Source organism: Robertkochia aurantiaca (assembly GCF_020166495.1).
GTDB classification, from domain to species: Bacteria; Bacteroidota; Bacteroidia; order Flavobacteriales; family Flavobacteriaceae; genus Robertkochia; species Robertkochia aurantiaca.
In genome coordinates this window covers 577,281-596,548 of record NZ_JAINZS010000004.1, presented here as the reverse complement: position 1 = coordinate 596,548, position 19,268 = coordinate 577,281, and the positions used below count along the sequence as shown (strand labels likewise).

Annotated in this window: 18 protein-coding genes; 5 read left to right on the top strand and 13 right to left on the bottom strand. The window is 46.5% G+C overall.

Features of this window, described 5'->3' with window-relative positions; genetic code table 11:
• Nucleotides 1-7 precede the first annotated feature (7 nt).
• Nucleotides 8-1,225: a GTPase HflX gene (gene hflX / locus K7R10_RS08490; RefSeq protein WP_224484253.1), complete on the bottom strand. Its 1,218-nt coding sequence runs from the start codon at nt 1,223-1,225 to the stop codon at nt 8-10.
• A 371-nt stretch (nt 1,226-1,596) separates the two neighbouring features.
• Between hflX and K7R10_RS08485 the strand changes: the two genes are divergently transcribed.
• The gene (locus K7R10_RS08485; RefSeq protein WP_224484252.1) at nt 1,597-4,551 is read left to right on the top strand and encodes a S8 family serine peptidase; all 2,955 of its coding nucleotides are present in this window, start codon (nt 1,597-1,599) and stop codon (nt 4,549-4,551) included.
• Here K7R10_RS08485 and K7R10_RS08480 read toward each other — a convergent pair.
• The 12 genes from K7R10_RS08480 to hemA form a co-directional block, all read right to left on the bottom strand.
• Nucleotides 4,548-5,261, bottom strand: coding sequence for a 3'-5' exonuclease (locus K7R10_RS08480; protein WP_224484251.1), 714 nt, complete (start codon nt 5,259-5,261; stop codon nt 4,548-4,550). The genes K7R10_RS08485 and K7R10_RS08480 overlap by 4 nt on opposite strands.
• Entirely contained in the window at nt 5,251-6,414 is a 1,164-nt protein-coding gene (locus K7R10_RS08475) for a serine hydrolase domain-containing protein (RefSeq protein ID WP_224484250.1), read from the bottom strand. The genes K7R10_RS08480 and K7R10_RS08475 overlap by 11 nt, the downstream gene beginning before the upstream one ends.
• Nucleotides 6,415-6,484: 70 nt before the next feature.
• Nucleotides 6,485-6,964, bottom strand: coding sequence for a methylated-DNA--[protein]-cysteine S-methyltransferase (locus K7R10_RS08470; RefSeq protein WP_224484249.1), 480 nt, complete (start codon nt 6,962-6,964; stop codon nt 6,485-6,487).
• Complete coding sequence (locus K7R10_RS08465) at nt 6,906-8,060, bottom strand: CNNM domain-containing protein (RefSeq protein WP_224484248.1); 1,155 nt, start codon at nt 8,058-8,060, stop codon at nt 6,906-6,908. The genes K7R10_RS08470 and K7R10_RS08465 overlap by 59 nt, the downstream gene beginning before the upstream one ends.
• A gap of 44 nt (nt 8,061-8,104) precedes the next feature.
• Entirely contained in the window at nt 8,105-8,626 is a 522-nt protein-coding gene (locus K7R10_RS08460; RefSeq protein WP_224484247.1) for a DinB family protein, read from the bottom strand.
• A complete protein-coding gene (gene hemB, locus K7R10_RS08455; RefSeq protein ID WP_224484246.1) occupies nt 8,623-9,600 on the bottom strand; it encodes a porphobilinogen synthase in 978 nt (325 codons plus the stop codon). Before hemB ends, K7R10_RS08460 begins: the two co-directional genes overlap by 4 nt.
• A 10-nt stretch (nt 9,601-9,610) precedes the next feature.
• On the bottom strand, nt 9,611-10,516 hold the full coding sequence (hemF, locus tag K7R10_RS08450) for an oxygen-dependent coproporphyrinogen oxidase (RefSeq protein ID WP_224484245.1): 906 nt from the start codon (nt 10,514-10,516) through the stop codon (nt 9,611-9,613).
• A 1-nt stretch (nt 10,517) separates the two neighbouring features.
• Entirely contained in the window at nt 10,518-11,015 is a 498-nt protein-coding gene (locus tag K7R10_RS08445; RefSeq protein WP_224484244.1) for a DUF6973 domain-containing protein, read from the bottom strand.
• On the bottom strand, nt 11,015-12,043 hold the full coding sequence (gene hemE, locus K7R10_RS08440; RefSeq protein WP_224484243.1) for a uroporphyrinogen decarboxylase: 1,029 nt from the start codon (nt 12,041-12,043) through the stop codon (nt 11,015-11,017). The genes K7R10_RS08445 and hemE overlap by 1 nt, the downstream gene beginning before the upstream one ends.
• 4 nt (nt 12,044-12,047) lie before the next feature.
• A complete protein-coding gene (locus K7R10_RS08435) occupies nt 12,048-12,719 on the bottom strand; it encodes a uroporphyrinogen-III synthase (protein ID WP_224484242.1) in 672 nt (223 codons plus the stop codon).
• A gap of 5 nt (nt 12,720-12,724) precedes the next feature.
• A complete protein-coding gene (hemC, locus tag K7R10_RS08430; RefSeq protein WP_224484241.1) occupies nt 12,725-13,657 on the bottom strand; it encodes a hydroxymethylbilane synthase in 933 nt (310 codons plus the stop codon).
• Nucleotides 13,654-14,907 (bottom strand): glutamyl-tRNA reductase, encoded by a 1,254-nt coding sequence (gene hemA, locus K7R10_RS08425; protein ID WP_224484240.1) that lies wholly within the window; start codon nt 14,905-14,907, stop codon nt 13,654-13,656. The genes hemC and hemA overlap by 4 nt, the downstream gene beginning before the upstream one ends.
• Before the next feature lie 200 nt (nt 14,908-15,107).
• On the opposite strand from hemA, the gene K7R10_RS08420 reads away from it, so the two are divergent.
• The 4 genes from K7R10_RS08420 (at nt 15,108) to K7R10_RS08405 (ending at nt 19,250) form a co-directional block, all read left to right on the top strand.
• On the top strand, nt 15,108-16,001 hold the full coding sequence (locus tag K7R10_RS08420) for an AraC family transcriptional regulator (protein ID WP_224484239.1): 894 nt from the start codon (nt 15,108-15,110) through the stop codon (nt 15,999-16,001).
• Nucleotides 16,002-16,003: 2 nt separating this feature from the next.
• Nucleotides 16,004-16,744 (top strand): ThuA domain-containing protein, encoded by a 741-nt coding sequence (locus K7R10_RS08415; RefSeq protein ID WP_224484238.1) that lies wholly within the window; start codon nt 16,004-16,006, stop codon nt 16,742-16,744.
• A 99-nt stretch (nt 16,745-16,843) separates the two neighbouring features.
• Complete coding sequence (hemH, locus tag K7R10_RS08410; protein ID WP_224484237.1) at nt 16,844-17,863, top strand: ferrochelatase; 1,020 nt, start codon at nt 16,844-16,846, stop codon at nt 17,861-17,863.
• A gap of 28 nt (nt 17,864-17,891) precedes the next feature.
• Nucleotides 17,892-19,250, top strand: a complete 1,359-nt coding sequence (locus tag K7R10_RS08405) for an MATE family efflux transporter (RefSeq protein ID WP_224484236.1) — start codon at nt 17,892-17,894, stop codon at nt 19,248-19,250.
• The last annotated feature ends 18 nt before the right edge of the window (nt 19,251-19,268 follow it).

The following is a 19,268-nucleotide window of genomic DNA, read 5'->3' as shown; positions in this document are numbered from 1 at the left end:
CTGACTTCTATTCTTCTTCCTCTTCGATTATTTCCGGATAAAGGAAATTGTTGTACGGGAATCGTGTGATGTGGATCTTTCGTACCTCTTCGTAGACTTTTTTGCGGAAATCCTGCAGATTTTCGCGGTTCAAAGCTGAAATGAACAGTACGTTATTGCCCAGACGGTTCATCCAGGTGTTATGCCATTCTTCAAGAGTGAAGTGTTCACCGGTCTTCTCTGTAACCAGGTCGTCTTCATCTATGGTCTTATGGGTATACTGATCGATCTTGTTGAACACCATAACGGTGGGTTTATCCATGCTGTCTATCTCAGAAAGGATCTGGTTAACAGATTCGATATGTTCTTCAAAATTGGGGTGTGAAATATCCACCACATGTAACAAGAGGTCAGCCTCCCGGACTTCGTCAAGGGTGCTTTTAAAAGATTCCACCAATTGAGTGGGCAGCTTTCTGATAAATCCTACGGTATCACTCAGCAGGAATGGCAGGTTGCCGATCACAACTTTCCTGACCGTAGTGTCAAGGGTAGCAAATAGCTTATTCTCTGCGAAAACATCGCTTTTACTGATTACGTTCATCAGGGTGGATTTCCCCACATTGGTATAACCTATCAATGCGACTCTGACCAGTGATCCGCGATTCCCACGCTGGGTTTCCATCTGTTTATCGATCTTAGCCAGTTTCTTTTTTAACAGGGCGATACGATCTCTTACGATACGGCGGTCAGTCTCGATTTCTGTTTCACCCGGACCACGCATTCCGATACCACCACGTTGTCTTTCAAGGTGAGTCCATAGTCCCGCGAGCCGTGGTAACAGATACTGGTATTGGGCCAGCTCTACCTGAGTACGGGCATATGAGGTTTGTGCCCGTTGGGCGAATATATCTAAAATCAAAGAGGTACGGTCCAGTACCTTGGAACGGAGTATCTTTTCAATATTTTTCTGCTGGGCCGGACTGAGCTCATCATCAAAAATGACGGTACCCACATCGTTTTCTTTGACGAATTTGCGCACATCTTCCATTTTCCCGGTACCGATAAAGGTTTTCGGATTGGGGATCTCAATGCGTTGGGTGAATCGTTCAACCACTTCTCCTCCGGCAGTATACGCCAGGAACTCGAGCTCGTCGAGATACTCCTCCACCTTTTCTTCATCCTGCTCCTGGTTGATAATACCGATGAGCACTACTTTTTCATAATCAAGACTCTTCCTTTCTAGCATACATAAATATATGAAACAAAGGTAATGATTTGAAAATTATCATCCACCTGTCTGACCCGTACCGCAGCACTAAATCATATAGTTGGCAGCTTAACCGATTACAACAAAAATGGCAAATAGAAATGAATGTGGATTTTCTCACAAGCGTTTAATATCGATAGGACTTTTATCGATGATCGGTTCGATTTTTCAGCTAAATGGTGTTAAAATATGTTATTTATAGGTAAATATTATGCAGAAAATAACTACAAAATCTCGGTAAATATGCACTTTATCGAAATGTCAAGTGCATTTCATCGAAAAAACATATCACTTAATCTGTTTTTGTAAACTAACTCCTACATTAGTTAAGCCAACCAAATCCCCTAATCATGAGAATTAATCTGCTTACAGCTTTATTCTTTTTTTATTTGTTCAGTTTAGGACCCCAAGCGCTTTCGGCTCAGGAACGAAAATGGACTAAGGTGCCATATAGCTCATCGAACCTGGCCAAGCTGAAAGCGCTTTCTAAGAAACTTCATGAAACCGCCATCTTCGAAAAAGAAAAAGCCCGGATTTTAGCCCTCAAGCACGGCTGGAAACTGAAAAAAGAACTTAAAGACGGAGGAATGGTTGAGCTCCAAAGAATTGGACCGGATGGCGCCCCATTGTACTATACGACCTATAATGATGTTGTGGTACAAACATCCCGGTCCAATTTTCTCTATGATGATATCTTTCTGGATATGCAGATCGATGGTATCGGAATGCAGGTAGGTGTATGGGATAGCGGGAAGGCTCTCGAAGACCATCAGGAGTTCGATGGTCGCGTAACCTCTGCAGACAATGCATCCCGAATTAGCGGACACGCGACACATGTGATGGGTACCCTTTTGGCTTCAGGCGTCGATCAGAAAGCCAGAGGAGTGGCTTTTAATGCCTCTGGTCTGACTTACGACTGGACAAGAGATGAAGGAGAAGTGACCGATGCAGCTTCAGAAGGTATGTTGGTTTCCAATCATTCATATGGTTTAAGTGCCCGAACCATACCCGACTGGTATTTTGGAGCCTATATCTATCAGGCTCAGGACTGGGACGAGATTATGTATAACGCCCCCTACTATCTCATGGTTACCGCAGCAGGGAATACCCGGCAAATGAATTACAATAAGAAACCTGTATACGGCACCACTCAGGATGGTTATGACATGCTGTTGGGTTTTGCAGTAGCCAAAAACGGAATTACCGTCGCTGCTGCTGATGATATAATTATCGATCAGGAGGGAAATCTTCAACAGACCGGTATTGCTGATTTCAGTAATTATGGACCCACAGATGACGGTCGCATCAAACCGGATATTACCGGGGCCGGTGTAAATGTCTATTCGTCTTATGGTGATTCATCAGACAGCTACCGAAGTATTTCCGGAACCTCTATGGCGGCCCCCGGGGTAACAGGATCCCTGTTGCTTTTACAGCAATATTATAATACGATCTACGGAGAGTGGCTCAGAGCTGCCACCCTGAAAGGATTGGTTCTTCATACAGCCGATGAGGCAGGAGCATACCCCGGGCCTGATGCCAGATTCGGCTGGGGTATACTCAATGCCCGCAAAGCGGCCAGCCTGATCGCCAATAATGAACACACCTCTCTTTTAAAGGAACAGACCCTGGTGAACGACAGTTCATTCACCATGGAAGTTGAGGCCGAAGAGGGGGAGACCCTGATGGTTTCACTCTCATGGACCGATGCGCCTTTTGAGAAAAGAATGGGTGAGGAAAACAATACAGAATCTGTGCTGATCAACGACCTTGATATTATCGTGACTCAGGGGGGTAAGCAATATCATCCCTGGATGCTTGACAAATCTGATCTTGGGGGTGCCGCGGTTCAGGGTGATAATACGGTCGATCCTTTTGAAAAGATCGAAATACCCAACGCCTCAGGTACCTACACCATAACAGTGCGTCATAAAGCCGGCCTTTTTAACGATCAGCAGGATTATTCCCTGATCATATCGGGCATCAAGGCAGATGACTGTGAGGTGGTAACCCCGGGTGGACTGCAAACAGAACCACAGCCCGACGGGAAGGTGCGGGTTTCCTGGGAAGAGATACCAGACGCCATGTATGAGCTTGCGTGGTCAAAAGACAATGGGGAAACCTGGACCGGGGTGATGAGTGACACCAACTCAGTGGATCTGGATGAACTGGAATTCGAAACCACCTATCAGTTTAAAGTAAGAGCGCTGTGTTCGGCTCTTCTTGCCTCAGAATACAGTGAGCCTGTGAGCTATACCACGGCTGCGCCTGCCGACGATATATTGCCACCGGTAACCGACCTGGTATTTCAGAACCTTACCGGGACCTCGGTAGAGCTGTACTGGTACAGTAGTCTGCGCGGTACCGAGGGGGTGACCTACTATATTTATCAGAACGGGGAGCTAATTGGTTCGACTGATTCCAATGGTTTTCAGATCTCAGGGCTACTTCCTGAAACTACCTATGTCTTTTCGGTACAGACCGGAGACAGTGAGGGGAACGTCAGCGAAATGAGTGAAGAGGTTACTATAACTACCCTCAACGCAATGGCTGTTCGTGATGAACTGGCTCACCTTAACTTTGAAACGGGATGGTCGAATTGGAGCGAATCCGGTAGCTGGTCGATGAGTAATTTCAACCTTCCTAATGACGGTTCTCGTTCTGCCGCTGCTTCAGGCCTTGGCTCATTCAGGGTCATGTCACCCGAATTACCTGCCTCAGAATACGATTTTATTGAAATAAGGTTCTACGTGGCTACCTATATTTCTTCACCCCTTGACCGCTTATTGGTTGAGATCGGTGATGGTTACTCCTGGCAGGCCATTTCTTCTTACCGCATGGTAGAAGACCTTGAGCCTTACTATATGTATGAAGTATACGCTTCCATACCTGCAAGAACCTACTCAGACCTGGATCAGGTCTATATGAGAATAAACACAGATATCGGAAATCGCGGCACCGTAGTGATGCTTGATGACGTGACCATATATGGCGTTCGGAATATGGCAATGCCTGAAGATAAGCTCACCCGACTCGGGAAGCTGGAAAGGCAGCAGGCAACCGGTTCTGAATCGGTCAGCGAAGAGGTTCAGCTGGTACATGACCCTTTTGACAACACCCTGGAGTTAGTGGGACTGGTCAACACCAGGCTTAACTACGCAATATACACCATGACAGGACAACTGTTGAAATCGGGAAATGATCTTTCTGTACCTATAGACCTTTCGGGTAATGCCCGTGGGGTGTATGTACTGACCATTGAAGATCTGGAAGGATTCGAAGGGAAGAAATTCCTTCTTCGTTAAACATGTCTGATATCGCTTTCGTCTAAAAGGGGCATTCCTTTAAGTCGCAATATCACCTGTGCTACGGCTACTACGTCGCGTTCACAGTAGATAATGATCTTATCGAGATCATTGTCATCGTAATAGACACTTCGTACCATGCTTCCATCGATGTCTTCTTTCGGCGAGGGTACGCCTAAAACGTGGGTAAGAAGTTTCAGAGAGGTATAATGCTTGTAATCTCCGAATTTCCAAAGTTCCATGGTATCAAGGTGGGGTATTTCCCAGGGTTTCTTACCAAAAAGGTTTAGTTTAGCCGGCAGGGCAATACCATTAATCAGCATTCTTCTAGCGATGTAAGGGATGTCAAATTCTTTAATATTGTGACCGCACATTAGGAATTGGTCTCCTGCAAAATGGGTGTCAAGCAAATTGGCGAACTGTTGCAGCAGGATTTTCTCTTCTTCATAGAACGACTTTGTGCGGAATTCAAGTGTTCCCCCTTTGTGATGGAAGTAGCCGACTGAAATACAAATAATCTTTCCAAATTCGGCCCAGATTCCCGCCTGATGGTAGAATGATGCAGCAGTTTCCTCGGGTTTTCTGCGATAAGCGGTTTTGTCGCTGAACAATTCCCGTTCCTCTTCGGGAAGGTCATCAAAGGAAGCATGTCCGGGTACCGTTTCTATGTCGAGAAACAACAGATTTTCAAGAATGATCTTATGAAGCATTTTCGATCATTTTATAGGCTGCATCTATGTATCCATATATGTCGGTACGATGTTTCTTTTCATTGCTTTTTTCAGCATTACTGCGTCCCAGACGTACGATGATAAGGTTGTCTTCCGGCTGAACGATCACATACTGACCCAGATGGCCTTTCAGCATAAAAAAGTGTTTATTACGATGTTGTACCAGCCAAAGTCCGTAACCATATTCCGGAGATGCCTCAAAGCGTGGCCGGGTTGAAAGCGAAGCAAAAGACGCCGGTATAAGTTGCTGGCCGTTCCAATTTCCTGCGTCTTTGTAGAGTTTACCAAAACGGGCAAAATCCCTGGCTGTGGCGGCTATACAGCAATACGCCTTTTCCATCCCGGAATTGCGGGAATCGATCTGCCACAGGGCAGGGTGTTCGGCTCCCATGGGTCTCCAGAACTCCCTGGACAGGTATTCTGAAAGGGTCATGCCGGTCGCTTTTTCCAGTACCATACCCAATAGCTGGGTGTTCCCGCTGAGGTATTTAAAGGAAACTCCCGGTTTTTCAACCACCTGAAGGTCTTTAATGACCGGTCGCAGTTCAGAGTCAAAATAAGCACGGGTAGTGACTGAAAAGGGAGAGTAGTATGACTCGTCCCAATTCAGACCGCTGGCCATTGAAGAGAGATCTCCCACGGTGAGCTCCCCGGCTGAACCCCGTTTGAATTCAGGAATGAAATCACCCACAGGCTGCTCAAGACTGCTGATCTTTCCCTGCATGATGGCTCTTCCCAGCATGGCAGAGACCATGGTCTTTGCCATCGAAAAGGAATTGCTGATGCTGTCTTCATGGTAGCCTTGAAAATAAGACTCATGCCACAGGCTGTCATTCTTAATGATGAGGAAGGCAACAGTGCCGTATGCGTCGTGAAGGCGTTGCAGGGTGTCAGGGGGCGTTATGGTGTTATATGCCTTATGTTCCGGCCAGGGCTGTATTTCGGCTGCTTCATTAGAAACAGGTCTGTTGTCGAAATAGCTGTAATCATCTAAGAAGGCTGTTTTGTGTCCTGTAAGATAGGTGACCCTTACTGCTTTGAGAAGGTAGTCATAATCAAAGATGTATAAGAAAGCAACCAGAAGTGCAAAAAGCAACAAAACAGCTTTAAGAAGTTGGCGTAAATATTTCATAGGCTATGAATCAGGAGAATAAATATAGAGATAATTTGTTTTGAAATATGGAGGTTACTATTTGCTGTGTTTACTCAAACAAAACGGTTTGTATAGATCCCTGCTCATGTGCCAGCAGCCATTTCTTTCTCCACAATCCTCCGGCGTAACCGGTGAGACTGCCATCTGAACCGATCACCCGATGACAGGGAACGACGATCCATAAGGGGTTTGCTGCATTGGCTGCTGCAACAGCTCTGGTTTTTTTGCTGTCGCCCATTCTCTGTGCCAGCTCGAGGTAAGAAATGGTTTTTCCGTAAGGGATTGCCGAAAGTTGTTTCCAGACTTCTTTCTGGAAACCACTACCTGCGGGGTTCATCTTAAAGCTGAAGTTTTCGAGGGTACCTTGAAAATATCGCTGCAGTTCCTGCGCACATAATGCCAGTTCTGGCGCTACGCTTTCAGAAGGTTCAACATCAGAACTGTCAAGTATACTGATCTCAGCGATTCCGTTATGGTCTCCCTTTATCGTCGCTGTTCCCAGCGGGGTCAGGATTCGGGTGATTTTCATGATTTTCGAATTCTTCTTTTTTCAGGTCTTCAAGAATTCCCATGCGTTCTGCTCTGATCTCCCAGTTCCGGCGGGCCAGAACCTGCAGATCCTCCACATTGTCGCTCTCATCTACGATCTCGAGACCCAGTAGGGTCTCAATGATATCTTCCATGGTGACCAACCCGCTGATCGACCCGTATTCGTCAACCACCAGTGCGATATGGTCTTTTTTATCGATCAGTTTTTCAAAAAGTCGGGGGATGGGAAGGTCGCGATTGGCCACCATGATATCCCTCCTTAACGATCCGAGGGTATTGCTGCCCTTTCCGTTGATCATCTCTTCCAGTACCTGGTCTTTTAATACGAAACCGGTGATATTATCGACTTTGTTTTTAAATACCGGGATTCTTGAGAAACGTAATTTCGGATTCTCCTGGAAAAAACTTTCTATCGGCTGATCTTCTGAAGCGGTCTTCATGACACTTCGCGGGGTCATGATATCGCTGATCTTGATTTCATTAAATCGCACCAGGTTCTTGATCACTTTTGATTCCGACTCCTGGAAAACGCCTTCCTCATGAGCGATCTCTGCCATGGCTGAAAAGTCTTCCCGGTTAAATACCGAACCATGAGCTTTTTTGCCTCCGATCACTTTGGTAGTGAGTTTGAGCAGCCAGAGAATGCCGCTGTACTTGAGAGGAAATATCATGGCAGTCAGGGCCTTGGAGGTAAAGTTGGCCAGGCTTTTCCAATGGGTGGCACCGATGGTCTTCGGTATGATTTCGGAAACCACCAGGATCAGAAAGGTCATAATGGCCGAAACGATTCCAACGATGTTCACTCCGAAAATATCGATTGAATAAGGGAGTTTTTCGGCTTGCACCCCAACCAGGATCGCACCGACGGTGTGGGCAATGGTGTTCAGGGTAAGGATCGCTATAAGCGGTTCGTCTACATCCTTTTTCAGATTTTCGAGTGTAAAGGCGTATCGCTTTCCTTCCTGTTTTTTTACGTTGATGTAAGTCGGGGTCACACTTAAAAATACGGCCTCAAGTATCGAACAGAGAAACGAGAACAAGATCGACACTACGGCGTAAATAATAAGTAAGGTCATGATCGATGCTTTCTACGAATTTATGAATTTTAAACCGTTTTTGATCACCAGCCGGTATATTCCGGCCGGTCAATATTATTTAGGGCCAGGTATACGATCAGCTGTCCGCGGTGATGGGTAACGTGATCCTGAATCAGGTTGAGTATTTGCAATCTGCTTTTTTCCCCGGCGAAAAAATCAACTTTTGTATTAAAGCTTTCAGCCGGGCAGGTACTGACCGCCCTGCCTGTTTGTTCAAAGGCGCTTTCCAACAGCTTAATTATGGCCTCTTTCGATTGGTCTTGCTGATTGTTAGCTGCAAGCTCCCATGGCTCACCACCCAGATAGGTAGAGCTCAGCCACAGCATATTTTTTCTGATATGCAGCAATTGTTCGGCAAAACTCATACTGTTTTTCGTCGGTTTAAACGAATAAGCAGATTCGGGCATGTTTTGAGCCATCTCAAGGAGGTACGTTTTGGAGTGTTCCCATTTTTCAAGAAATACCTGCTTGACATTCTCCTGGGCGTGTAGCCCTGCTATCGGAAGCCAGATAAAAAGAATCAGTAATCGTTTGACGGCTTTCATGATTGCAGGAGTTTAGCCGCATCTTTGGCGAAATAGGTGGCGATCAGGTCGGCTCCCGCTCTTTTAATAGCCAGTAATTGTTCCATCATCACGGCATCATGATCCAGCCAGCCTTTTTCGGCCGCTGCCTTCAGCATACTGTATTCTCCGCTCACCTGGTATACGGCTACCGGGATTTCGAAATTCGCCTTGATATCTGAAACGATGTCGAGGTAACAAAGCCCTGGCTTTACCATGGCAATATCGGTTCCTTCGGCCACGTCCATTGCGGTTTCCTTTAAAGCTTCCCTGCGATTGGCGGGATCCATCTGATAGGTCTTTTTATCACCGAATCCCGGTGCAGAATCAAGTGCATCCCGAAACGGACCATAAAAGGCAGAGGCGTATTTTGCACTGTAACTCATGATGCCTGTTTGCTGGAAGCCTTCCTGGTCGAGGGCCTCTCTGATAGCACCGATGCGCCCGTCCATCATATCGCTGGGTGCCACGAAATCGGCTCCGGCTTCGGCATGACTAACGGCCATTTTTGCAAGGATTTCATTGGTTTCATCATTGAGAATCTCACCTTCTCTGACAATGCCATCATGTCCGAAAGAAGAATATGGATCCAGGGCCACATCGGTGAATACCTGTATTTCAGGTGCCGTTTTTTTAATGGCCTTGATACTTCTTTGCATAAGACCCTCCGGATTCAGCGCTTCAGTCCCTTCATTATCTTTCAGCTTATCATCGACCTTTACAAACAGAAGCACGGCTTTTAAGTGTAGGGATTGCAGGGTTTTTAGTTCTTCAGTGAGCAGGTCAAGCGACAAGCGGTAATACCCCGGCATGGAGGGAATCTCTTCATTTACCTTCTCACCTTCCACCACAAACAGGGGAACCATCAGGTCATCTGTAGTTAGTAGGGTCTCTCTTACAAGGTCCCGGGTGGCACTGTTCTTTCTCAATCGGCGATTTCTTCTGGTGGGATACATAATGTTGTTTTTATTCTGTCCAGCTGCGTGGATGCTGTAATACATTCAATAATTTTTCTTCAGGGGATCCGCTTTCCGGATGATGATCGTAGACCCATTGCACGTGAGGAGGGAGGCTCATGAGAATACTTTCAATACGGCCTTTGGTCTTTAATCCGAACAGGGTGCCTTTATCGTGAACCAGGTTGAATTCGACATAGCGGCCACGGCGTATTTCCTGCCATTCTCGCTCTTCCATGGTAAAGGCCGTATTCATCCTTTTTTGTACAATAGGGGTGTAGGCATCGAGGAAACTGTCTCCTACCTCAGTCACGAAAGCATACCAGTCTTCAATGGAGAAATCTTCGTTTTTTCGGCAGTAATCAAAAAAAAGTCCGCCCACGCCACGCGCTTCCTCCCGGTGCGAATTCCAGAAATAGCGGTCACATTTTTCCTTGAAGTCTGGATAGAAGCTTTCTTGGTGTTTATCACAGGCTTGTTTACAGACCTTGTGAAAATGAATAGCATCTTCCTCATAAAGATAGTACGGGGTGAGGTCTTGGCCGCCACCAAACCATCTGTCGATCACACTTCCCTTTTTATCATACATCTCAAAATATCTCCAGTTTGCATGCACGGTGGGTACATGCGGATTTTTGGGGTGGATGACAAGGCTGAGTCCGCAGGCAAAAAAATCGGCGTTTTCCACCCCGAAATATTTTTGCATGGCCTCAGGTAATTCTCCGTGTACGGCTGATATGTTCACGCCGCCCTTCTCGAAAACCGCACCGTTCTCGATCACCCGGGTTCTTCCGCCTCCGCCACCTGGTCTTTCCCAAAGATCTTCGCGGAATACCGCTTTACCGTCGATCTTCTCCAGCGAAGAGGTAATGGTATTCTGCAGGTTCTGGATGTATTTATAAAACTGTTCTTTCATTTCAATCTTCAATATAAATCAATTTTTCCGGATGCTTTCCGGTATCCTCAAGACTGCTAACCCTGACCGCAGATTTTAATAAGTTCATGACGTTTTCTGCCAGTAACCCGTCAGGGTCTGAGGCGGTGCAATTGATACCCGTCCAGAGGTCTCTGCCGATACGGTTATTGTGCAGGTCCATGATCCTGGCCAGGGGTGGGTTGGGAGACAGGTCTTCGTGGTGCAGGGTGATCTCATCGGCCCACTTCAGCGCTCTTTCTGTAGAATAACCCATCTTCATGCTGTATTTAATGATGAGCATATTCCAAAGGGCCTGCCTGAAGGCATTGGCCTTTCCATTTCTGTGATGGGCTTTTCCAAAGAGTTCACCTGACAGTTTCAGGCAGCTGCGGGTAGCCAAAAAGGCGGCCAGCATTCCTGCAGGGCGGGTGAGGAAATACCGGGAGGTCTTCCATACGACCTCTGGACGTAATGACCGAAGGACCTTCCCTGTGCTCATCAGCGATTTTCGTATTCCTTTACTGCATCTATAAACGCTTTGGCATGATCTACAGGGATATTAGGTAATATACCATGTCCCAGATTTGCCATGTAGCGGTCTTTTCCAAATCTGTCGATCATATCCCAGACCATGTTCTTCAGTTGCGGAACGGGTGTGAGTAATCTGGAGGGGTCAAAATTCCCCTGCAGTGTGATCTTTCCTCCGGTAAACTCCCGTGCCTTTTCAGGTGAACAGGTCCAGTCAACCCCCAGTGCACTTGCCTTGCTCTTCGCCATCTCAGGAAGGGCGAACCAGCACCCTTTACCAAATACGATCACTTCGGTGAGCGGCGCAAGGGCTTCAATGATCTGGTCGATATATTTCCATGAGAATTCACGATAATCTTCGGGTGATAACATACCTCCCCATGAATCGAATATTTGTACGGCATTGACCCCATGGGCCACTTTTTGCTTCAGATAGGCGATTGTGGTATCGGTGATCTTTTGCAATAACTTATGGGCGGCCTCCGGATTGGAAAAGCAAAAGCCTTTGGCCTGATCGAAGCTCTTGGATCCCTTTCCTTCAACAGCGTAGCACAAGATGGTCCAGGGGGAACCGGCAAAACCGATCAGGGGAACCTCGTCTTCAAGCATTTCCTTAGTAAGGGTAATGGCATCCATTACGTATCCCAGGGTTTCCATGATCTCAGGAACCCGCACATTTTCCACATCCTGAGCAGTGCGCACAGGTGATGGTAACCAGGGTCCTACGCCCGGTTTCATTTCAACATCTATATTCATAGCCTGTGGGATCACCAGGATGTCAGAAAAAAGTATGGCTGCATCGGGTTTTACGATACGAATGGGTTGTACGGTTATCTCAGCCGCCAGCTCCGGAGTTCGGCAACGGGTGAAGAAATCGTACTTCTCTTTCAATGCCATGAATTCAGGGAGATACCTCCCTGCTTGTCGCATCATCCAGACCGGGGGTCTGGAAACCGTTTCACCTTTCAGGGCTCTTAAAAATAGATCGTTCTTTATCATGACATTATTTTTTTAGCATATTGGGTTTAAACTCTTTTAACACCTCCAGAACGACATGTTCAGCAGATGGCTTCTTTGCGGTGATAATTCTTGAGGTATGATTTTTCAGGGCGTCAGAAGTGGTAGGTCCGATGGAAAAACAAACCGGGTTACCAAATTTATTGTTTTGAGCATAACTTTCCACAGCGCTGGGACTGAAAAAAAGGATGCCGTCGAAAGATCCCTTGACTTCATGGGGTACTCTTTCGGTATGGTACACGGTGACTTCATCGAAATCGACCTTGCTTTTTCTCAGTATCTGCGGAAGGTCTGGTCTGCGCAGATTTCCGCAAAAATAGACGTATTTGTTTTCTGAGTAATGTTCTGCGATAATGCCGGCCAGTTCTTTGGAAGTTTCTGCCACTACTTTCACGGGAATGCCCAGGCTGCTTGTCATAGCCGCGGTTTTTTCTCCCACGCAATAGGCGTTTTCAACGATAATCCGGTTTTGCTGAATCGCCTTTACCGCATTCTTACTGGTGAGAATGGCATGTTTCGCCCGTACCGGCTCTGATATGGCAGAAAGAGACACTTTAATAAAGGCCAGCTGAACCAGCGAAAACCCCGCATGAAGCAGTCTTTCCTGCTGTGGAGGACTGAGAATTTTGGTGCTCAGTATTCGAGGATTCTCAGGCATAAAAGCTATTGTTTAACCCCGTTCTTCTCCAGTTTCTTTTTGATCTTCGTCATCAAAGCCGCTCCGCCGTTGTTAAGGATTTCCCTGGCGCTGATGACGCCCAGTCCTTCTACGTTTTCTATGAGGACAGATTGTTCGATATCGACCTTTTTCTTTCCGTCAAGGGAGAAAAGGGCCCCCTTAAAATGGAGGTAATCGATGTCGATATAAGCATGGGCGCCGATCGGAGCGGTACACCCGCCTTCGAGCGTTCTCAGAAAATCTCGTTCTATGGTCGTACAGATCTCGGTATCGTAGTGATTGATGCTGTTTACCACTTTGAACAGGCCTTTGTCTTCCCCCCGGCAAACAACCATCATGGCTCCTTGTGCAGGAGCGGGGATCATCCAGTCAAGCACTTCATGTTCCTTTGGTAAAAGATCGATGCGTTTGAGACCGGCTTCAGCGAAGATGGCTCCGTCCCAGGAATTATCCTTTAATTTTTGCAGCCTGCTGTTCACGTTTCCTCTCAGGTCTTCCACCTGATGTTTTGGGTAGCGATGCAGCCATTGAGCCTTCCTTCTGAGACTTCCCGTGGCGATGGTGCCTTTTTTGCTGAGAAAGCTCAGGTCGCCCTTATGTACCAGGATATCACTGGTCACTTCTCTTTCAAGAACCGCAGCCTGTACGATTCCTTTGGGCAGTGCCGTCGGCACATCTTTCATGCTGTGAACCGCAATATCTATATCTTTATTGAGCAGGGCCACATCGAGGGTCTTGGTAAAAATACCCGTGATACCTAACTCATACAAAGGTTTATCTAAGACGATATCTCCGGTCGATTTAACCGGAACCAGTTCGCAGTCGTAACCGGCATCTGAAAGCTTTTTTTGAACATGTCGGGCCTGCCACATAGCGAGCTCGCTATCGCGGGTTCCGATTCGTATAGGTCGGTTCATTTGTTGTTTTCTAGTTGAAATACCTTTTTGATGAGTTCCAGACTTTCATCAGAAGAATTCGGACTTTCCCTCAGGTGATTGGCGAAGTGAGTCGTGATCTTTTGAATGATACGGTTGCTCAGAACTTCGGCCTGCTCTTCATTAAAACCATCTATCTTTTTACGTTGAAAATCGATCTCGGCATCTTTCATGTTTTTCAACTTCTTTTTGAGAGCCTTGATGGTCGGAGCGAATTTTCGCGTTTCCAGCCATTGCCTGAAGTCGTTCTCGACCTCTTCAATGATCTTCTCTGCTTTGGGAATAAATTTCTCCCTCCTTTTCAGGGTTTCGTCGGTGATCTGAGAAAGCCGGTCCAGGTGTACCAAAGTGACATTAGCCAGATCTTCCACATTGTCATCGACATTTTTAGGGATAGACAGGTCCAGAATCAACAGGTCTTTGTCGGTGTGAATGAGGTCTTTATTGACGGTAGGCCGCTGAGATCCGGTGGCTACGATAAGCACATCGGCTTTGGCGATCTCCTCCTGTAATTGCTCATAAGTCTTCACCAGCAAATTGAATTTACCGGCTACTTTTTCTGCACGGTCTTTGGTGCGGTTGATCAGTACGATATGATCATTATCGGTATGTTTAACCAGGTTTTCACAGGTATTTCTTCCGATTTTACCGGTTCCGAAGAGTACGATATTCTTATTGGAAATATCGGGTACCCTGGCCAGGATGTATTGTACCGATGCAAATGCGACTGAAGTGGCTCCCGAAGAGATCTCAGTCTCATTCTTTATGCGTTTGCTCGCCTGAATCACCGAGTTGATGAGTCGCTCGAGAAAAGGGTTGGCGATCTCATTGCTGCGTGACTTAAGAAATCCTTGCTTTAATTGGGAGATGATCTCGAAATCACCGAGTATCTGACTGTCCAGCCCGGTACCCACCTTAAAGATATGAGAGATGGCGTGGTTGTTTTTGTATACGTAGCCCACGCTTTGAAATTCTTCAACAGTACCATTGGTGTTGCCACACAGCAGCTGAATCAGCTGGTAAGGATGCTGAGCGAACCCGTATAATTCGGTGCGGTTACAGGTAGAAATCACCATGAGGCCATCAATACCCGACGAATGAGCCTGCTTTAACAGCGAATCCTGGGCCTGATCACCTAAACTGAATTTACCCCTTACCTCTGCATCGGCTTTCTTGTAGCTCAACCCAACAACATAAAAGGAGTTATGTTTAGAGATATTATATGCTTTCATCCAGTTATTTCTGAAATCGGCTCCAAAATTACGGGGGCTCTTTAAAAAAAAATAACGCTATAGGAACTTTTTATAACGCTAAAAGTGATTTGCAATTCTTTTCGTAGTATTTTTGGTAAAATCCCGGCATATTTAGGGTTTATAAGGCTTTTGAGCCAAATAGTTTAGATTGATTCTAAATAAAAACAAGAAAGAGATTTATGGAAGACGTTCAAAAAAATATCGCTGAAGGGGTTGCTGAAGAATGGTGTTTTGAAGACGATATGGTGCTGCTTCGTTTGCAGAACAGCAGTAACGAGCTGCAAAGCATTGAAAAGAATGTGGACAGCAGCTTTATACAGTTCCATTTCTGTCTCAAGGGGCATATGACTTTCCATTTTAATCAGGGGCGCTACCAGCTTGAAGTAAAACAGGAAGATGCGCTGTTATTGTATAATCCGCAGCGGGACCTTCCGATGAATTTGCATATCGATCCGGGTACCTGGGTGGTTTCGGTGCTTATCTCCATTAAAAAATTTCATAGCCTGATCTCTATGGAAGCCGATTATATACCATTTTTAAGTCTCGAGAACAGGGACCGGAAATACTACGACATATCGCCCTTCAACCCTGCTATATCGGTGGTGCTGAGTCAGATCATGAACTATGGTCTGCATCCTACGGTTAAGAATCTGTACCTTAAGGGGAAATTGTATGAATTGCTGGGCCTGTACTTTAACAAGGCTGAAGACGCCAATGTGGAACAATGTCCTTTTTTGATAGACGAAGACAATGTGCGTCGTATCAAGCGGGCGAAAGACATCGTTATTTCCCGAATGGCCGAACCGCCTACCTTGCAGGAGCTTTCTGAAGAGATCGGGTTGAATCTCAAAAAACTCAAAGAGGGATTCAAACAATTGTATGGAGATTCGGTGTATAGTTTTCTGTTCGATTACAAGATGGAGTTTGCACGGAAGATGCTCGAAAGCGGAGAGCATAATGTGAATGAGGTAGGTCACCGGGTCGGATACAGTACCTCAAGTCATTTTATTTCGGCCTTCAAGAAAAAATACGGAACTACCCCAAAAAAATATCTTTTATCACTAAATGCATAATTATGAATCAAATGTACTGGCAATTTCTTGTATTGCTGTTCGTATGGGGTTGCGGAGATGATGGGAATGAGGTGAATGTCGATCCGGATGATCCGCGGAAGCAGGTTCTGATTTTCACCAAAACCGAAGGATTCAGACACAGCTCGATTTCAGACGGGGTGGCCCTGTTCAAGGGTCTTGCAGAGGAAGAAGATATTGCGCTTACCCATACCGAGAACGCAGGGGTGTTTAATTCAGACGATCTCCCGTCGTTCGATCTGGTTATTTTTCTATCGACTACCGGTGATATTCTCAATAACGAACAGCAGACCGCCTTTGAAAATTATATCGGGCAGGGAGGAGCTTTTATGGGGATTCATGCGGCAACCGATACAGAATATGACTGGCCCTGGTACGGAGAACTGGTCGGTGCTTATTTTGATAGTCACCCTTCCATACAGGAGGCACTCATAACCGTAGTCGATCCTGACCACCCGGCAACCGCCCACTTAAATGATACATGGACCCGGAGAGACGAATGGTATAATTTCAAAAATTTTAATCCTTCAGTGAATACTTTGCTGAATCTGGAAGAAAGCTCTTATGAAGGAGGAACCAACGGCCCCGACCATCCCATTGCCTGGTATCATGAACCGGCAGGAGCCAGGGTTTTTTACACTGCGGGAGGGCACACGGCTGCTTCCTACAGCGAACCCGGTTTTGTGCAGCACCTTAGGGGAGGTATGCTTTGGTGTTTGGAGTAAGCATTGATATTCGTTATCACATAATTGCTATAACTGCTCTGCAGCCGGGTTTTATACTCGGTTTAAACCCTTAAATTTGCATTAAAAATTGCTCAGATAATGAAAGGAGTTTTACTCGTAAACCTTGGATCGCCTGATTCGACTGATCCCAAGGATGTTAAAAAGTATTTGGATGAATTCCTCATGGATGAACGGGTGATCGACTTACCCGGTTGGCTGAGGACTTTTGTGGTGAGAGGTATTATACTCAACACCCGGCCAAAAAAATCGGCAGAAGCCTATTCCAAAATCTGGTGGGACGAAGGTTCTCCCTTGATCGTTCTCTCCGAAAGATTGCAGGAGAAAGTACAGGATCTCACCTCGGTACCGGTGAGCCTGGCCATGAGGTACGGTAACCCTTCGATCAAGGCAGGTCTTGATGAATTGGATAAAAAGGGAGTTGATGAGGTATTGCTTATTCCTTTGTACCCACAGTTCGCCATGGCAACCACCGAGACCATCCTGGTGCTGGCCGAAGAATTGCGTCAAAAGCATTTTCCGCATATGTCTTTCACCAACATTCCTGCCTTTTACAATCATGATGATTATATCAGGGTGCTGGCAAATTCTATACACGAGCATCTGAAAGATAAAGAGTGGGAGCACCTTTTATTCTCTTATCACGGGGTGCCGGAAAGACATATCAAAAAATCTGATATCACCCGCTCACATTGTAAAATAGACGGACAATGTTGTTTTAGTTCTTCCCCGGCACATCAGTTCTGTTACAGGCATCAGTGTTATATGACCACCAAGAGGGTGGCTGAATACCTGGAGCTGAAGGAAGACAGTTATTCCACTTCTTTTCAGTCTCGGCTTGGCATTGATCCTTGGCTTCAACCCTATACCGATAAGACCGTAAATGGTTTTGCCGAGAAAGGAGTACGAAAAATGGCAGTTGTTACCCCTGCATTTGTTTCAGACTGTTTGGAGACCCTCGAAGAGATCGGGATGGAAGCCAAAGAGGAGTTCGAAGAGCGCGGCGGAGAAGAATTTCACGTGATCCCCTGTCTGAACGATGACCAGGAATGGGTAAAGGTACTGTCAAGATGGATCGATGAATGGGCGCATTCTTCCTGAAACCAATTAACGACAGATAGGAAAGCAGATGGCGAGAGTATCTTCTGAGGAGCTGGGAACCGAAAGTATCGGAAAGCTGTTGGTAAAACAGGCTGTTCCCGCTTCCATAGGCATACTCGTCATGTCGCTCAATATCCTGGTCGATACCATATTTGTTGGTAACTGGATCGGTTCGGTTGCCATCGCAGCCATCAATGTGGTTCTGCCTGTTTCTTTCTTCATCGCTGCTCTGGGAATGTCAATAGGTATCGGAGGGGCATCGATCATTTCGAGGTCCCTGGGAGCCCGCAATAACGACCGCGCCTTCAAGACCTTCGGAAATCAGCTTACCCTGACCTTGCTCCTGACCACCACCCTGGTGGTGTTAGGGCTGCTTTTTGCAGATAGTATCATTCCCAGTTTCGGAGGGAAGGGTCCTATTTTTGAGCCTGCTAAGATCTACTATACTGTCGTGCTTTACGGGGTTCCCTTTCTGGCACTTTGTATGATGGGAAATGCGGTGATCCGGGCTGAAGGTAAACCGCGCTTTGCAATGATCGCCATGATCATTCCTTCTGTAGGAAACCTGCTGCTCGATATTTTGCTGATCAATGTGCTTGACATGGGGATGCTGGGAGCGGCATGGGCCACCACCGGCTCCTATCTGTGTTGCTTCCTGTATATCCTTTGGTTTTTTCTCTCGGGCCGCTCTGAACTGAAGATTGATTTCAGTCATTTCAACCTTGATCTGTCGGTGACCCGTGAGATCGCATCCCTGGGAGGGGTTACCCTGGCCAGGCAGGCTGTGGTGAGCATCACATATCTGTTTGTGAACAATATTCTTTACGACCTGGGGGGTGCCGATTCGGTGACGGTCTATGCGATCATTGGCAGGATGCTTATGTTTGCTCTTTTCCCTGTTTTGGGAATTACCCAGGGATTTCTCCCGATCGCCGGTTATAATTACGGAGCTGAGAAGTACGACCGGGTTCGTGAATCTATTCAAACGGCGATCAAATACGCAGCCTTACTGGGGTTTGTGATATTCCTGCTCATAATGAGTTTTCCCGATATCATCACCCGGGTGTTTACCCAGGATGAAGCGGTGCTCAGGGAAGCACCAGACGCTATGAGATGGGCCTTCGCGGCTACCCCTATCGTAGTGGTGCAGCTTATCGGGTCTGCCTATTTTCAGGCAGTGGGCAAAGCCATACCGGCTCTTTTTCTGACCCTGACGCGACAGGGTTTTTTCTTTATCCCTCTCATACTCATCCTTCCAAAAATGTACGGAGAGCTCGGAGTGTGGATCTCCTTTCCTGTTGCCGACCTGCTTTCTACCCTGGTTACGGCTTATTTCCTGAACCGCGAGGTGAAAAGGAATCTCTTTGAGGGTGCAACGGTTTCGTAATAAATTTCTATTTTTAGT

What these genes read in the sequence shown, in the direction of transcription:
- K7R10_RS08405 (WP_224484236.1), top strand. Translation starts at nt 17,892, where the DNA reads ATGGCGAGAGTATCTTCTGAGGAGCTGGGAACCGAAAGTATCGGAAAG.
- hemA (WP_224484240.1), bottom strand. Translation starts at nt 14,907, where the DNA reads ATGAAAGCATATAATATCTCTAAACATAACTCCTTTTATGTTGTTGGG.
- K7R10_RS08470 (WP_224484249.1), bottom strand. Translation starts at nt 6,964, where the DNA reads ATGAAAATCACCCGAATCCTGACCCCGCTGGGAACAGCGACGATAAAG.
- K7R10_RS08475 (WP_224484250.1), bottom strand. Translation starts at nt 6,414, where the DNA reads ATGAAATATTTACGCCAACTTCTTAAAGCTGTTTTGTTGCTTTTTGCA.
- K7R10_RS08445 (WP_224484244.1), bottom strand. Translation starts at nt 11,015, where the DNA reads ATGAGCACAGGGAAGGTCCTTCGGTCATTACGTCCAGAGGTCGTATGG.
- K7R10_RS08415 (WP_224484238.1), top strand. Translation starts at nt 16,004, where the DNA reads ATGAATCAAATGTACTGGCAATTTCTTGTATTGCTGTTCGTATGGGGT.
- K7R10_RS08480 (WP_224484251.1), bottom strand. Translation starts at nt 5,261, where the DNA reads ATGCTTCATAAGATCATTCTTGAAAATCTGTTGTTTCTCGACATAGAA.
- hemC (WP_224484241.1), bottom strand. Translation starts at nt 13,657, where the DNA reads ATGAACCGACCTATACGAATCGGAACCCGCGATAGCGAGCTCGCTATG.
- hflX (WP_224484253.1), bottom strand. Translation starts at nt 1,225, where the DNA reads ATGCTAGAAAGGAAGAGTCTTGATTATGAAAAAGTAGTGCTCATCGGT.
- K7R10_RS08420 (WP_224484239.1), top strand. Translation starts at nt 15,108, where the DNA reads ATGGAAGACGTTCAAAAAAATATCGCTGAAGGGGTTGCTGAAGAATGG.
- hemE (WP_224484243.1), bottom strand. Translation starts at nt 12,043, where the DNA reads ATGATAAAGAACGATCTATTTTTAAGAGCCCTGAAAGGTGAAACGGTT.
- K7R10_RS08460 (WP_224484247.1), bottom strand. Translation starts at nt 8,626, where the DNA reads ATGAAAGCCGTCAAACGATTACTGATTCTTTTTATCTGGCTTCCGATA.
- hemH (WP_224484237.1), top strand. Translation starts at nt 16,844, where the DNA reads ATGAAAGGAGTTTTACTCGTAAACCTTGGATCGCCTGATTCGACTGAT.
- K7R10_RS08465 (WP_224484248.1), bottom strand. Translation starts at nt 8,060, where the DNA reads ATGACCTTACTTATTATTTACGCCGTAGTGTCGATCTTGTTCTCGTTT.
- K7R10_RS08435 (WP_224484242.1), bottom strand. Translation starts at nt 12,719, where the DNA reads ATGCCTGAGAATCCTCGAATACTGAGCACCAAAATTCTCAGTCCTCCA.
- hemB (WP_224484246.1), bottom strand. Translation starts at nt 9,600, where the DNA reads ATGTATCCCACCAGAAGAAATCGCCGATTGAGAAAGAACAGTGCCACC.
- hemF (WP_224484245.1), bottom strand. Translation starts at nt 10,516, where the DNA reads ATGAAAGAACAGTTTTATAAATACATCCAGAACCTGCAGAATACCATT.
- K7R10_RS08485 (WP_224484252.1), top strand. Translation starts at nt 1,597, where the DNA reads ATGAGAATTAATCTGCTTACAGCTTTATTCTTTTTTTATTTGTTCAGT.